A 15,511-nucleotide genomic window follows, 5' to 3' on the forward strand; every position below is an offset into this window, starting at 1 on the left:
GCTTCATAATGTTATCAATTTATCTTATTCACGTCGTCTTTATTGGTATCAGATATTATATAATGCGGCCTGCTCTTTGTCTCCATATATGTCTTGGCGATATATTTACCCATTATTCCTATGCACAGGAACTGGAGTCCTGATATAAACAGTATGATGCACACAAGTGACGGCCATCCCGCAACAGGGTCTCCCCACACCAGCTTTCTTATGAAGAAGAACAGCATCATGACAAATGAGACAAATGTACAAAATATTCCAAATCCTGAAGCTATACTCATCGGCGCCTCGGAGAAGTTGATTATTCCGTCCAGTGCGTATTTGAAAAGCTTCCAGAAGTTCCACTTCGTCTCGCCCGCAACTCTCTCCACATTCTCGTATTCCAGCCACTTTGTCCTGAACCCGATCCAGCCAAATATTCCCTTGGAGAATCTGTTGTACTCGCACATCGACACGATGGCATCCTTCATCTCTGCCTTCATAAGCCTGAAATCCCTGGCGCCATCCACGACATCGGAGTCGGATATCTTATTGATGATCTTGTAGAACATCCGCGCAAACCATGATCTTATCGGCGGCTCGCCCTTTCTGGTGACTCTTCTGGTCGCCACACTGTCATATTCTCCCTGCTCAAGTATACCGAGCATCTCCGGGAGCAGACTTGGCGGATCCTGCATGTCGGCATCCATCACCGCCACGTAATCCCCATCTGCATTGCAGAAGCCCGCATACATTGCAGCCTCCTTACCAAAGTTTCTGGAAAATGACAAATACTTGAAATAATCGTATTCCTCTGAGATCTTTTTCATGGTCTCAAGAGTCTTATCCGACGAACCATCATTAACCATAAGAACCTCAAAATCATACTGCCTGAGTTCCTGTCTCACCTTGTCCAGCTCCCCTGCAAATATCGGAAGAGCCTGCTCTTCGTTATAGCATGGAATTATCAAGCTAACTTTTTTCATTTTGTTTCACCTGCTTTAAATTTATAAATTCGTATTCCTGAAAATCTGTATTCTATAGATTTCTTTGTATACTTTGTTATCTCTGCTATTTTCTCAGTCATCTTGTGTATCTTTTTCTTTTCAAATTTTGGATCATTGATGACCGCCACATATATCTCATCGCCACAGTCCTCCACCAGGTCTGCGATGCTGTCTATATCATCCTCATACACATACCTGCATCTTCCCATACTGGAAAATACGTTCATTCCCGCGTACACGTTGTTCCATTTGCCATCTCCGTGACACAGTATGATACAGTCCTGTCCCTTCATCTCCTCCAAGGCTGTGCTCCAGTCGCTGTAGCCCCTGTACTGCCAGTCTACACCCTTTACAGCTATACTGCCTGCACATAATGCCAGGCATATGACAGCGGTTACAACTGCACATCTCTTCCTGGTTATTACTGGAACCAGCTTCATCATACACCATATCATAAACACAGCCACTATAGGAAGTGCCGAGTAGATATATCTTGCATTTACAAGCTCGGACCCCTGTATTCCCACAAATGCAAGAACGGCGTCGGCCACGATAACCCCCGCCAATAACAGTGAGCGTGACTCTATCCTTCCTGTTCTGTCCGCATCTATATCTCTCCTGTGTGTACATACTCTGTAGGATAATCCATCATTTTTCCTGACCAAGGATATCCTTATATCCACAAATGAAAGCACTATCCTTGCCACGATGAGCACCAGTGCCACAAGCACAATCAGCGGAAGCAGTCCTGCAAAATACGACCTGTTTATATAACTGATATAATATAAGAATTTGTGACCGGAAAGTCCTATCAGATTATCGGTAGCATAGCTTCCCCTGTAACCAAATATGTGCTTTATCGTCGCGGGAAATACCGCTATTGCCGCACCAAGTCCAGCAACAAGACTAAAGCCATACGCAAACATCTGCTTTACCTTTCGCATATACAGCAGGTATATACATACACACAATCCAAGTCCGGCAACATAGAAGTAGAAATAATAGTGTGTGAGTCCGCCGAACATGACCGCCAGTGCCAGCAATATAAAATACGGCACGGTCATCTTCTTTTTATGTCTCAGTATATATACATGAACCGCCGTCAGCAGCAATACATTCAATGTCTGAAGAAGATACATCCGTATGAGCATACAGTTGCTTATGCCCACCGATGATACGCCCCACAGAGCTGTCGCCATCAGTCCATACCATCTGTTTCCAAGCAGATATGCCGCCACATACAACAGAAGAATATCCACAAATATCAGGAGTATGAGGTTGAGCACTATTCCCGGAACTGCACTGTATCCCGCTCCTTTGAAAAAGTAGCACACCGTATGCAGCAGCATATAATATACCGGCGGGTGGACATCATTTTCCTGATTTCTGTATGCCGCACTGTAGTTGAATGAATCATCGTTATAATTCATATAGTTCTCAAAATATGACCCCGTCACCCACTCATCAAGTGGCGTGTTGTCCTCTCCCGGATGGAGAAAAGTCTTGTCCGTGGAGTTTGCAAGGCCATAGCTGTACACCTCATCGCAAAACAGATACTGTCTCTTAAGCCCGTAGTGGATGCACAGTCCATACTGCAGTAACACCAGCACTATGCATGCGATCCAGAAATACCGATTTGTCCTGATTTCTTTATTTTTCTTTACACTCTCTGTCATAATCTATTCTCCCACTGTCTTTGCCCATATAATAAGAGCAGTTTACCTCCTTTGTATACTTAATTTATTTTAAAATAAAAAACGGACTGCTACATTGTGACCGTATATTATACGTCACTGTAACAATCCGTTTGTTTATGATTATTTTTCTTTATTACTTTTCAAGTATATCATAGATAAGATCCATGACCTTGTCACCAAATGCTGCTGACTCCTTCTGTGCCTCATCGTATGATGAACCCTTTACTCCGTAGTAGAACTTGATCTTTGGCTCAGTTCCTGAAGGTCTTACCGCAAGCCATGCATCGTTCTCAAGCTCATAGTAGAGTACATTTGCATTAGGGAAACCGGTAGGCTTAACCTCACCTGTCTCGATGTTTCTTATATACTCAAGACGATAGTCACGAACTACCTTTGTCTTGTAGCCTGCAACATCCTCAGGTACATTTGCACGGAGGATATTCATGATGTGTCCGATCTTCTTAGATCCCTCAACACCCTTGAGTGTTACGGTCTTGATGTCATCTACATAATATCCGTACTTCTCGTACATATCCATCATTGCATCCCAAAGAGTCTTGCCCTGACCCTTGTAGTAAGCTGCTGCCTCGCAGAGAGCCATAGTTGCAACAACGGCATCCTTGTCTCTTGCGTGGGTTCCGATCAGGCATCCGTAGCTCTCCTCGAATCCGAAGAGGTATGTTCCCTTGCCTGTCTGCTCAAATCTGAGGATCTCACGGCCAATGTTCTTGAAACCTGTGAAACACTCGATGAGATCTGTTCCATAATACTTTGCTATAGCATCTACCATGTTGGTAGTAACGATAGTCTTGATGATTGCTCCGTCTGCCGGAAGGCTGCCATTCTTCTCCTTCATCTGGCTTACCTCATACTCGCAGAGTAAGCTTCCTGACATGTTTCCTGTGAATACCTTGTACTCACCTGTCTTGGAATCCTTGGCGTAGCATCCGAGTCTGTCGGCATCAGGGTCTGTTGCCAGAACAAGATCTGCATCGACCTCCTTTGCCAGCTTGAGTGCCAGTGCAAATGCTTCCTTTGCCTCTGGGTTTGGATACTCAACTGTTGGGAAATCTCCATCCGGAAGCTCCTGCTCAGGAACCACGTACACATTCTCAAATCCGATCTCCTTGAGAATCCTTCTTACAGGGATGTTGCCTGTTCCGTGAAGTGGTGTGTACACGATCTTGATATCCTTGCCATACTTGTCAATTGCATCCTGATTGAGGATGAGCTTCTTGAGCTCGCCCATGTATGCGTCATCAACCTCTGAACCGATAGTTACAAGAAGCCCCTTCTTCTTTGCCTCTACCATGTCCATGGTCTTTGTATCTGCGAAATCTGTGATGGCCTTTACCTCGGCCATGATTCCCTGGTCATGAGGTGGTGTGATCTGTGCGCCATCCTCCCAGTATACCTTATATCCATTGTACTCTGGTGGGTTGTGTGATGCTGTTACATTGATACCAGCTACACAGTCCAGATATCTCACTGCAAATGAGAGCTCAGGTGTCGGTCTAAGTGACTCGAATCTGTAAGCCTTTATACCATTTGCTGCCAGGCAGAGAGCTGCCTCCATAGAGAACTCAGGTGACATTCTTCTTGAATCATAAGCTATTGCCACACCTTTGTCCTGCTTGCCCGCCTTGATGATGTAGTTTGCAAGTCCCTGTGTAGCCTTGCGCACTACATATATGTTCATTCTGTTAGTACCAGCTCCGATGATGCCTCGAAGTCCGGCTGTTCCAAATACAAGATCACAATAGAATCTTTCTTCTATCTCTTTCTCGTCGTCCTTGATCGCTAAGAGCTCATCCTTGGTTTCCTGACCAAACAAAGGATTGTTCACCCACTGCTCATACACGTCCTTGTAATTATAATCGCTCATCATTTTGCCTCCTGTGAAATCTATTGCTTTATGTTACCCATAGAGCATCCTACAAATGGAAAACACACACACGAAAAAACCATCTGTAAAATACATCACAATTCAGTATCACGTGTCTAACTCAATTATTATCCACGCCCCAACATTATACTCTTAATTTGTCAGCTTGTGAAGTCCATAGGTATCGTTAATTTCACTCAAAATTTTGAGCTTTTCTTGGTCATCTTCGATAACTTTTTGGAGTTTTTCCATCAAAACCGGGGATATGTAGCTCTTTCTGGTGTTCATATACCGGTTACTTATCTTCCAGAACTTCTCCGGGAAACTGTACATAAGATATATGAATTCATAATCCTCATGTTCAAGATAATTGATCTGACTGTACGCACTCAGAATGTCCTTCGCCATGGTGATATCATACCTGTTCTTCTCCATGGCTTTGCGGAGAAACTGGTACAGATCCATGAGCTGGTATCCCACATGGAACCGGTCAAAATTTATGGTTGCTATGTATCCATCACAGAACATCACGCTGTGATAATTATACGAGCCGTGACAATAGCCTAGCCATTTGTCGTTGTATGTGAAATTATCCTGAAACAGCGACAGGCACTTCTCTGCCTGGCTGTAAAAATAATCAAATGTCTTTATGTACATCATCTCAAAGTCATTCTTCAGGGTTCTCCTGCTGACAAAATTTCTTATCCTGCGAAGCTCATTTACCTTTCTATCCAGATTTCCCGGAGTTTTTTTTGTGTATGACGTATTCTCCTCCATGTACAGTTCCCTTCCGGCTCTGTGAAACCACGCCAGATTTATAACTGCTTTCTCAAGATCCCTTATGCTTGATGCATTACACTCCCGCCCTTGGAAATATTCCCTGCACACAAATGGATTTCCATACCTGTCGCAGGTCACCAGCTCGTCTTCTCTGTTGGCCACGACCCGGTCTATATTACAGAAGCCCTTTTCATATATCTTATCCTTGAATTCCTTCTCCTGCTGAAGCCTCTCGTCAGTTCCATTCAGGGATGACACCTGTCTGACCCCCTTGTCCGTCATCAGGATCACAGCACCTCTTCCTCTGCCCGTTCCCTGTACTTCCATATCGTATGCTTCATACACTTCACCCATTTTTTCAGCCAAATAAAAACCCCCTCCTACAACTGTCGCTCACTTTATAGCAATAATAACCTGCTAAATTATTGTATGAGGGGCTGTTAAGATTCATTCTTAAGTTATTATATTTTACCGGATTTTTTTACGACTGTTATCGCATCATCCAATAATTCTTTTTTATATGATATGGGAAATACATACTCCTTACATCATTTTGACCTGTTCAATAAGATATTCCCTGTCGTTCTTCTCCGGGTCTTCTATAACCATATCCAGCAGTTTCTGAAGTATCTCGCCCATCTGAGGTCCCGGCTTTATTCCCATCTTTATGAGGTCTCCGCCATTTACCTTGAGGTCCTTGATCCTGACGCAGTCAGCATCTGCCACGATCTCTTCATATTTCTTCTCAAGCTCCGCAAGCTGGCTCTGTCTCTCCTCCAGCTTGTAATCGCTCTGGGCAGCCATATCGGCTTTCTTGATCTCGATTATATATGGGAAGAAATCCTTTCCAACCTCTCCGAGAAGCTTCCTGATGGTATTCTTCTTCGGAACGCAGCCCATGCCAAAGTCATGCCATCTCACCAGCTTGCACACGTCCTTGATGGTATTGTTGTCAAACTTCAGTCTTCTGAGAACCGCCTCCGCCAGTGGAACTCCCGCGATCTGGTGGTCGTAAAAGTGATCTGTTCCATTCTCGTCCACAGTGTGTGTGGATGGCTTGCCTATATCGTGGAGAAGTGCCGCCCATCTCATGGTTACATCAGCTCTTATATTCTTAACCGCCTCAATGGAGTGTACACCCACATTGTATCTGTGATACTGGTTGTTCTGTGGCTGCTCCATCATCTTGTCAAATTCAGGAAGGATATATGCAGTGATCCCTGTAACATAGGCCTCGAGCAGCTTGTCCGGGTGATCTGATACAAGGAGCTTTGTGAGCTCCACCCTGATCCTCTCCGCACTTATATCCTTGAGGTACTGTGCCTGGATGATCATGGCCTTTCGGGTATCCCTCTCTATGTCAAATCCAAGCTGTCCCGCAAATCTTATGGCTCTGAGTATCCTAAGTGCATCCTCATCGAATCTGTCCCTTGCCACACCGACAGCCCTTATAACCTTGTCATTCAGATCCTGCACACCGCCAAACATATCTATTATGCCCTTGCTGTGGCTGTACGCCATGGCATTTATGGTGAAGTCTCTTCTCTTCAGATCCTCCTCAAGGCTGGCTGTGAACTCCACCTGATCCGGTCTCCTGTGATCACTGTACTCTCCATCTATCCTGTACGTCGTGACCTCATAGCCTTCCTTGCCCATCATGACTGTTACGGTTCCATGCTCTATTCCTGTATCTACGGTTCGCCTGAATATCTCCTTGACCTGCTCAGGTCTGGCAGATGTGGTGATATCCCAGTCCCCCGGCTCTCTTCCGAGTATGCTGTCTCTCACGCAGCCGCCGACTATATAGGCCTCATAGCCTGCTGCCTCAAGACCCTCTATAACTTTATTTGCTCCCTCTGGAATGTCTATTCTCATATATCTTCTCTCCGCATCTTTATATCTGTAAAATAATAACTTCTCCAGCAAAATGCTGAAGAAGTTATTATACATGATTATTATCTATATTTTAGTATGCTCTTCCGAAGTATACCATCTTCTTGGCCGGCTTGCCGCAGTGTACACATACATCTGAAAGATGCTCCTGTGCAAATGGCATACATCTTGTGGATGCTCCTGTCTCATCCTTGATAGCCTCCTCACAAGCTGTCTCGCCGCACCACATAGCCTTTACAAAGCCCTGCTCGTTGTCGATGATATTCTTGAACTCATCCCAGTTAAGAGCTGCATGTGTATGTGAATCTCTGTGAGCCTTTGCTCTCTCGAACATATCCTTCTGGATAGTCTCAAGAAGCTCTCCAACCTTTGTATCTATCTCATCAAGTGATACTGTGATCTTCTCTCTTGTGTCACGGCGTACCAGAACTGCCTGATTGGCCTCGATATCCTTTGGTCCGATCTCAACTCTGATAGGAATACCTCTCATCTCCTGCTCTGAGAACTTCCAGCCTGGGCTCTTGTCGCTGTCATCGACCTTTACTCTGAATGCTCCAAGCTTCTCACGGAGCTCTGCTGCCTTCTCAAGCACTCCTGCTTTCTTCTGCATGATAGGAATGATCATGACCTGAGTTGGAGCAACCTTTGGAGGAAGTACAAGACCTGAATTGTCTCCGTGAACCATGATGATGGCTCCGATAAGTCTTGTTGTCATACCCCATGATGTCTGATGAACATACTTGAGCTTGTTGTCCTTGTCTGTAAACTGTATTCCAAATGCCTTGGCAAATCCGTCTCCGAAGTTATGGCTTGTTCCTGACTGGAGCGCCTTGCCATCGTGCATAAGTGCCTCTATTGTGTATGTTGCCTCTGCTCCTGCGAACTTCTCCTTCTCTGTCTTCTGTCCACGGATAACAGGCATAGCCAGTACATCCTCACAGAAGTCTGCATACAGATTCAGCATCTGTATTGTTCTTGCCTCAGCCTCCTCGGCTGTTGCATGTGCAGTGTGTCCCTCCTGCCACAGGAACTCTCTTGAACGAAGGAATGGTCTTGTCTCCTTCTCCCAACGCATAACTGAACACCACTGATTATATACCCTTGGCAGATCACGATATGACTGGATATCATTCTTGTAGAAATCACAGAACAGAGTCTCTGATGTAGGTCTTACACACATACGCTCTGTGAGTGGATTGAGTCCGCCATAAGTAACCCATGCTACCTCAGGTGCAAATCCCTCAACGTGATCCTTCTCCTTCTCAAGAAGGCTCTCTGGAATAAGCATAGGCATGTACACATTCTCCACACCTGTAGCCTTGAATCTCTCATCAAGCTGCTTCTGTATAAGCTCCCAGATTGCATATCCTGCGGGCTTGATAGCCATACATCCCTTCACGTTGGTATATGCGATAAGTCCTGCCTTGAGGACAACGTCAGTATACCACTGTGCAAAATCTTCATCCATGGAAGTAATAGCTTCAACCATCTTCTTATCGTTTGCCATCTTATTTATCTCCTTAATTCTAAAACATTCTATATCTGCTGCATAGCTGAACTACCTAATGCATACACTCTTTAATCTACAAAATTTCAGGACGTATGTCAACACGAAACATGCCAACATCCGCCCTGTAAATACCATTTTAACTAAAACTCATCCAGATCCAGAATGGCAAATGCTCCGCCCTCCGGCTCATGCTTGAACACCATGTGTTCCCCTGTTGTCGGATGGTCAAATTCCAATCTGGACGCGTGAAGTCCTATTTCTTTATATTTCTTCTTCGTCTTCTGGAACTTAGGGTTGTACTTCGTGTCACCCCATATTCCGCACTTTCTCTTCGCAAACTGAGCCCTGATCTGATGATGTCTTCCAGTTATGAGTTCAACAAGTATATATGACAGAACTCCCTCGTCCGTATCCATGACATCCAGCACCTCATATTCCAACTCGGAATACTTTGCTCCAGGTGTGTCCTTGTCCACGACCTTTGTCACATTGTCCTTAGTATCGTGAAGAAGATAATCCTTCAAAACTCCCTGGTCATTTGGAAGCTCACCAGTGAGGATCGCCTGATAATACTTCATCATAGAACCATCCTCGCTCTGCTTTGAGAGATTTGCAGCCGCCTCAGGAGTCTTGGCAAATACCATAACTCCGCCTACAGGCCTGTCCAGTCTGTGTATAGGCACAAGATATGGCTCCTCTTTTCTGTTCTCCTTCTCGTATATCCTGAGCTTGAGCATACTCACCATGCTCTCTGAATTGGTCTTGTCTGGCTGAGTTGGCACACCACATGGCTTTACAGCCACGATTATATCATTATCCTCATGTAAAATGTTTAATTTCATTTGTTTTCTCCTCATTCGCCATCTGGGGCTTATTATAATTGTGATAAGAAAGCCTTACGATTACTTCGCCACTTCGTGGCTCTCGTAATCGCACATTCATTCGCATTCCTGCCTATCGGCATACATGCTCATGAATATCTGCCCATCCGATGAACATGCAGCGTTTCATGCAAGCATGAACGCTGCATGTTCGCCGTCTGGGGCTTTCTTATCACATCCTAAATCTATAGCCCACGCCCCACACAGTCTCTATGTACTGTGGATTCGATGTGTCAAATTCAATCTTCTCTCTGATCTTCTTGATATGAACAGTAACCGTGGCTATATCTCCTATGCTGTCCATATTCCATATCTTGCTGAACAGCTCATCCTTGGAAAATACCTTGTTTGGGTTGCTGGCAAGGAAGCACAGTATATCGAACTCCTTATTCGTAAATACCTTCTCCTCGTTATCAACATACACTCTTCTGTCCGTCTTGTCTATCTTAAGACCTCTGATCTCGATGACGTCATTCTTGAGTGCCGTTGAACCAACAAGTCTCTCGTATCTGGATATGTGCGCCTTGACTCTTGCCACCAGCTCACTTGGACTGAATGGCTTTGTGACATAGTCGTCAACTCCCAGACCAAGACCTCTGATCTTGTCTATATCATTCTTCTTGGCTGTTACCATGATGATCGGAATATCCTTCTTCTCCCTTATCTGTCGGCATATCTCAAATCCATCCACCTCAGGGAGCATGAGATCCAGAAGGATAAGACTATATTCCTCATCCAATGCCTTCTCAAGACCCTTAAGTCCATTTGTCTCTATCTCTACCTCGAAATCATTGAGCTCCAGATAATCTCTCTCAAGCTCTGCAATACTAAGCTCATCTTCTATGATCAATATCTTACTCATCTGTATCTCTCCTTTTCTTTAGTGAATTTATGATCTGCAATGATCCTTTTCTCTGACCATCCTTTTTCTGATTGTCTTTTCTCTGATCATCTTTTTTCTGTGTATCCTTTTTTACATTTGCCTGCTGTTCACCGCTGGCGTCAGAAGTATCACCCCCGATCTCCTCAACCTTTGGAATATACTTCTTCAGGGTAAATACTATCGTTGTTCCAACACCAAGCTGGCTTGTGGCATATATGTTGCCGCCGTGCTCCTCAACGATCTTCTTGCATATAGCAAGTCCAAGACCACTTCCGCCTCTTGACTGTCTTGCGCTGTCAGCTCTGTACATTCTGTCAAATATATGAGGCAGACTCTCTGAATCTATTCCACGGCCATTGTCGCTTATGGATACCTTAACCTCCGCGTCATTGTCATATATGTTGATATCTATCTGTCCATATTCCTTATCGGTATACTTGATAGCATTTGTAATTATGTTGTTGATGACCCTCTTGAGCTGGTCAGGATCAACTATGACCTTCACATCGTCATCACAATAGTTCTTGTATGTGAGCGTCATGTTCTTGGAAAGGAGCGTCGTATATACCTCCTCCATACAGTCATCAAAATAATCCTTCACCGATACCCTGTGGAACTCATATGGTATGGCGTTGTTGTTGATATTCGTATACAGTGAAAGCTCATTGATGAGGCTGTCCATCTCATTTGCCTTGCTGTATATCATCTTCAGATATCTCTCCTGCTTCTCAGGGGTATCTGCAACTCCATCCATGATTCCCTCCACATAACCCTTGATGGTCGTGATAGGAGTACGGAGATCGTGTGATATATTGCTTATGAGCTGCCTGTTCTCTTCCTCATATCTCATCTTCGCCTTGGTAAAGTCTGACAGTTTCTGTCTCATATCCTCAAATGACTCACAGAGCTCACCAACCTCATCGACTCTGTTATCGCCAAAGTCTATCTTCTCGTCAAGGTTGCCTGAGCCCATACGCTCTGCTGCCTCCTTGAGCTTGACAAGAGGATTCACAAACTGCTGGTATACAAGGAATGCCACGACACCGCTCAGGAGCATCATCATTAGAACCATCAGTATGGAATAACCCATGATGGTTCCCCTGAACTTCGCCATATAATTACCATAGTATGTGAGCATGTAAATATCTACCTGACTTCCATCCAGCACATATGATACCTGGTTGCACAGATAGAATGACGGCTGGGTTATGAGATATTCCTGAACCTTTATATCACTGTTATTTCCGGTATCAATCGAATCACCATCTATCGCATTGATATTCGAACTGTTATCATTTCTCTTTAACTGCTCCTTCAGGCTCTCAGAAAAAGGATCAACGGAACTATATATGTACTCTCCATCCTTCTTCACTGCTATATGAGTATTTAATACCGAGCTCTTTTCATCCAGTGCATCTGCATTATCCTGGGTTGTATAGTATGAAGGATTCTTCTTCACCTTGCTTATAACTTCCTCACGCAATGTGGACAGAGATTTGTACACATCATTGACCGGATCGTCCTCCGAATATAAAAGCTGCAGTGAGTGATTTCGGCCATAAGTTCCAGTGATAAAATATCGCCCTATGATAGCCGTACCTATAACCATGGACAATATCGCTGCTATCCATATAAAAATTATCGCTATCTTAACTTTCTTAGTAATCTTCATTCGTGTTAACTCCCATCTTACTAGCGCTAATTATAGCATTAATCCCCATTGTTAGTGTGTGAAGTTTTTATAAACTCTCTCTCTGTTTTCTTCTAAAAATGCCCTTTTTCTTCATCTTTATCTCCGTTGCCGCAACCTCCTGTCTGGTCTTCTGAAGTTCTCTTATGGTGGCGTCAAGCTTTCTGTATCTCGCTTCCTCCTGATCCTCCTTCTCCTTCATCAGCACATCCATCTGTTTTACCACGTCATCGGACACCGCAGCGGACACTGACTGTGTTATCACCTTAAGGTTGTCCTTTATGGAGTTGCTGATTATCTTGTCCATGATATTCTGGAATTGTGCCATCTTGAAATCAACTATTCTTGAATCATCCCCCACATCGCTGCTCACCCTTATGGTTTCTATGGTCTTCTTCTCTGTATTTTCACTCTCTGCGATAAGCTCCGTCACCGCATCATCCGCATTTTTTTCCTCTGTGCTCTCTCCCTCGTCAAGAAGTTCATACATTCTGTGAACCATATCCTTTATCGCCTTGAGCTGTATCCCCTTATCCTTCAAAGTCTTAACCCTCTGAAGTATCTTTACATCCTTCTCACTGTAGCACCTGTGACCCATGTCATTTCTCTTGATATCGATCTCAAGCTCTTCCTCCCAATACCTAAGCACATGTGACTCAACCTCAACCTTGGCTGCTGCCTCACTTATACTGTAAACTCTCTCTGTCATCGTGTATATCTCCTCCTTGTCTCAGATCAGGTCCTGTCTTAAGTTATTTCCTGTCCTGATACAATTCTAAGGACTTTAATACACAGTCTCAACGCGAATCGTCCTCTAAATTTTCTCACTATATCTGTTTATTCCACCATACTTATCACATTCTGAACTTATTCGTGGCAAATAGAACATTTTCAGTATTTTAAGCACAAAAATCCCCTACACATATCAGTTGCCCTTATGTGCAGGGGGGTAAATATCAGTTATTTATTTTTGTGATGACAAACTGTCCGTCGTCGTTCAGTCTGAAATGTACATTTTTATAGTTTGTTCCAATTACATATTCGGAGCCGTCGTTGGTTTTTCTCAGATTATCCAGTGCATTCTCATCGTTCAGAGCCTTCATAAGAATGTCAGTGAACAGCGCCTTCTTATCAACATTCAACAGCTCATTTTCATTTGCTATGGACTGTCCACCACTTGTCTCCTGAGGATATAAAACCATATCCTTCATGGTCTCAAGATCTTCATCATTGAACACCTTCACGATCTTCTCAGCAAATGCTCTGCTGTCCGTCTCTATCTGCTGCTGGACATCAGCCCTGTCCGTATATCTGTTCTCAAATACTATATGTGACAGCACTTCATTGAGTACCTCATCACTGGCTGTGACGTATATATATAGCGAATAGTTAATTGTTCCATCGCTCCAGAAAGCTATACGTCCGGGAGTCAGAGTGTAATAAGTAGCACTGTATCCCTGGATGTTGCCGGTTATCATGTCACCATTGCTGGTGTTCTCAACGCCCGCCAGATCGTACATCTCGTATTTGCAGGAGCCTCTGAGTTCAACCTTCACTCCGCTGTACCTGAAACTCACGATACCTATGTCACCGGATATCTTGTACTTCACATCCGTTATCTCGGAACTGTTCTTATCCACATCGAGATACACTCCTATCTGAGTCATATCCTCCGCGGATTCAACATCACCGCTCTTTATCTGGATACCGGTACTCTCCTCCTGACCGTCATCCACCTTCCCGCATCCCATGCAGATACCTGCAAAACAGATGACCGCAATCATAAATAATATATATTTTCTGCCCATGTCCATCCACGACGCTTTTTTCATATATCTATTCTCTCCACATTGAACACGATATTACCACGCTATTCCCTTATGACATCCGTTCTCTCTACACTTGTATGCCATGGTTGGATCTGTAGGATCCCATGTATGGCTGTAATCAAGCTGAACTGATGTAGGCTTAGGGAACGGACCGCTCTTATCGCTCTCGAATATAGTTACCTTTGTTCCAAGATCGCAGTTGTCATATATCCACTTTGCATCTCCTGCCTTAAGTCTTATACATCCGTGTGAGCATGTCGTTCCCAGCATGTTATAAGCGCTGACTGATAATGTGGTAGGATCCTCCTCTCCGTAATACACAGAGTGGAAAAGTATATCACCTGTTATAAGTGTATCCCACTGTCCATAGCATGGCCCCATCAGTGTCCACCATCTTCCCTTTGCCGGGGTACAGAATGTTCCAAGAGGTGTTGTGTCACCGCCTGAACATACAAATGCCTTTACCGGAATGATATATCCCTTGTTGCCATCCTTTGCATATACAGTCACAACATTTGTGGTCTTGTTGACCTTTATCTCATAGGAATCCTGTTTTCCGAGGATCTTATCAACATCTGTGAGTCTCTTGCCACCTCTGTTGAAATAGAACTTATATCCATTCGCATATGCCCACTTGCTTCTGTACATGGCACCGCTCTTACTGAAGTAATAGTATGCTCCATCCACATATCTGTATCCGGTGAGTAATGTTCCCTTAACGCTTACGAAGTAACGCTTGCCGTTGTAATATTTCCAGCCTCTGCCCTTCACCAGTGCACCATTCTTGTCGAACAGATACAACTTGCCATTTACCTTCTTAGGTCCTTTGTATGCAACACCTGAAGCGCTGTAATACTGTCTGTTTCCAAGCTTTGTAGTATACCATCCTGTATATGGCTTTCCATTGGAACCAAATCTGTATGTCACGCCATTTATCTTTCTGACACCCTCCGCAAGATAACCATTACTTGAGAAATTATAGTAATACTTGCTATTCTTTACCTTATGTGCACCCTTATAGGCTTTTCCATCAGAACCAAAGTAATACTTCTTACCCTTTATTTTCTTCCATGTATTCATCAGTGCCTTGCCGTTTGTTCTGAAGTAATAGTAATTATTCTGGATCTTGTTAAGTCCTCTCACCATGCGGCCATATCTGTTAAAATAATATTTGTCGCCCTTGTATGTAAGGAACTTGCTCTTTAACGCCTTGCCGTTCTCATCGTAATAATATGTCTTACCGTTCTTGGTATACCAGCCCTTCTTATTCTTCACAGTGGCAGTTGCATCCGTCAATGTCGCAACACTCTCTCCGGCATCAGCCTGAGCCTCCGCAGCGTACACCGTGTACTGTCCGCCGACCCTGCTTTCTGACAGATTTGAGATTCCTGTCGCACAAGTTGACAACAATACTGCTGCCATTGTCAAAAACGCAATTTTTCTAAACTTTACCATATACTACCTCTCTTATTCCTCA

Annotated in this window: 12 protein-coding genes; all 12 read right to left on the reverse strand. The window is 44.0% G+C overall.

Annotated elements, in window-relative coordinates:
• Nucleotides 1-14: 14 nt before the first annotated feature.
• Nucleotides 15-965, reverse strand: coding sequence for a glycosyltransferase family 2 protein (locus tag DXB91_RS05630; protein WP_118017026.1), 951 nt, complete (start codon nucleotides 963-965; stop codon nucleotides 15-17).
• Nucleotides 962-2,662: a hypothetical protein gene (locus DXB91_RS05635; protein ID WP_118017027.1), complete on the reverse strand. Its 1,701-nt coding sequence runs from the start codon at nucleotides 2,660-2,662 to the stop codon at nucleotides 962-964. The genes DXB91_RS05630 and DXB91_RS05635 overlap by 4 nt, the downstream gene beginning before the upstream one ends.
• Before the next feature lie 154 nt (nucleotides 2,663-2,816).
• Nucleotides 2,817-4,568: a phospho-sugar mutase gene (locus DXB91_RS05640; protein WP_117549954.1), complete on the reverse strand. Its 1,752-nt coding sequence runs from the start codon at nucleotides 4,566-4,568 to the stop codon at nucleotides 2,817-2,819.
• A gap of 153 nt (nucleotides 4,569-4,721) precedes the next feature.
• On the reverse strand, nucleotides 4,722-5,714 hold the full coding sequence (locus DXB91_RS05645) for a hypothetical protein (RefSeq protein WP_242992643.1): 993 nt from the start codon (nucleotides 5,712-5,714) through the stop codon (nucleotides 4,722-4,724).
• A gap of 177 nt (nucleotides 5,715-5,891) precedes the next feature.
• Nucleotides 5,892-7,223: a CCA tRNA nucleotidyltransferase gene (locus DXB91_RS05650; RefSeq protein WP_117549950.1), complete on the reverse strand. Its 1,332-nt coding sequence runs from the start codon at nucleotides 7,221-7,223 to the stop codon at nucleotides 5,892-5,894.
• A gap of 91 nt (nucleotides 7,224-7,314) precedes the next feature.
• The gene (gene proS, locus DXB91_RS05655) at nucleotides 7,315-8,748 is read right to left on the reverse strand and encodes a proline--tRNA ligase (protein ID WP_022217371.1); all 1,434 of its coding nucleotides are present in this window, start codon (nucleotides 8,746-8,748) and stop codon (nucleotides 7,315-7,317) included.
• A 143-nt stretch (nucleotides 8,749-8,891) separates the two neighbouring features.
• A complete protein-coding gene (locus DXB91_RS05660) occupies nucleotides 8,892-9,593 on the reverse strand; it encodes an RluA family pseudouridine synthase (protein WP_022217372.1) in 702 nt (233 codons plus the stop codon).
• Nucleotides 9,594-9,804: 211 nt separating this feature from the next.
• Nucleotides 9,805-10,494 (reverse strand): response regulator transcription factor, encoded by a 690-nt coding sequence (locus DXB91_RS05665; protein WP_022217373.1) that lies wholly within the window; start codon nucleotides 10,492-10,494, stop codon nucleotides 9,805-9,807.
• On the reverse strand, nucleotides 10,487-12,187 hold the full coding sequence (locus tag DXB91_RS05670; protein WP_118017028.1) for a sensor histidine kinase: 1,701 nt from the start codon (nucleotides 12,185-12,187) through the stop codon (nucleotides 10,487-10,489). Before DXB91_RS05670 ends, DXB91_RS05665 begins: the two co-directional genes overlap by 8 nt.
• 67 nt (nucleotides 12,188-12,254) lie before the next feature.
• On the reverse strand, nucleotides 12,255-12,914 hold the full coding sequence (locus DXB91_RS05675; protein WP_118017029.1) for a helix-turn-helix domain-containing protein: 660 nt from the start codon (nucleotides 12,912-12,914) through the stop codon (nucleotides 12,255-12,257).
• A 247-nt stretch (nucleotides 12,915-13,161) separates the two neighbouring features.
• Nucleotides 13,162-14,037: a hypothetical protein gene (locus DXB91_RS05680; RefSeq protein ID WP_015534442.1), complete on the reverse strand. Its 876-nt coding sequence runs from the start codon at nucleotides 14,035-14,037 to the stop codon at nucleotides 13,162-13,164.
• Nucleotides 14,038-14,067: 30 nt separating this feature from the next.
• On the reverse strand, nucleotides 14,068-15,489 hold the full coding sequence (locus DXB91_RS05685) for a L,D-transpeptidase family protein (RefSeq protein ID WP_118017030.1): 1,422 nt from the start codon (nucleotides 15,487-15,489) through the stop codon (nucleotides 14,068-14,070).
• Between the last annotated feature and the right edge of the window lie 22 nt (nucleotides 15,490-15,511).

It is taken from the genome of Coprococcus sp. OM06-34AC, from assembly GCF_003462545.1.
Taxonomy (GTDB): Bacteria; Bacillota; Clostridia; order Lachnospirales; family Lachnospiraceae; genus Coprococcus; species Coprococcus aceti.

Coding starts and splice junctions, on each gene's coding strand:
- DXB91_RS05670 (WP_118017028.1), bottom strand. CDS start 12,187: ATGAAGATTACTAAGAAAGTTAAGATAGCGATAATTTTTATATGGATA.
- DXB91_RS05675 (WP_118017029.1), bottom strand. CDS start 12,914: ATGACAGAGAGAGTTTACAGTATAAGTGAGGCAGCAGCCAAGGTTGAG.
- DXB91_RS05640 (WP_117549954.1), bottom strand. CDS start 4,568: ATGAGCGATTATAATTACAAGGACGTGTATGAGCAGTGGGTGAACAAT.
- DXB91_RS05635 (WP_118017027.1), bottom strand. CDS start 2,662: ATGACAGAGAGTGTAAAGAAAAATAAAGAAATCAGGACAAATCGGTAT.
- DXB91_RS05630 (WP_118017026.1), bottom strand. CDS start 965: ATGAAAAAAGTTAGCTTGATAATTCCATGCTATAACGAAGAGCAGGCT.
- proS (WP_022217371.1), bottom strand. CDS start 8,748: ATGGCAAACGATAAGAAGATGGTTGAAGCTATTACTTCCATGGATGAA.
- DXB91_RS05665 (WP_022217373.1), bottom strand. CDS start 10,494: ATGAGTAAGATATTGATCATAGAAGATGAGCTTAGTATTGCAGAGCTT.
- DXB91_RS05685 (WP_118017030.1), bottom strand. CDS start 15,489: ATGGTAAAGTTTAGAAAAATTGCGTTTTTGACAATGGCAGCAGTATTG.
- DXB91_RS05680 (WP_015534442.1), bottom strand. CDS start 14,037: ATGAAAAAAGCGTCGTGGATGGACATGGGCAGAAAATATATATTATTT.
- DXB91_RS05650 (WP_117549950.1), bottom strand. CDS start 7,223: ATGAGAATAGACATTCCAGAGGGAGCAAATAAAGTTATAGAGGGTCTT.
- DXB91_RS05660 (WP_022217372.1), bottom strand. CDS start 9,593: ATGAAATTAAACATTTTACATGAGGATAATGATATAATCGTGGCTGTA.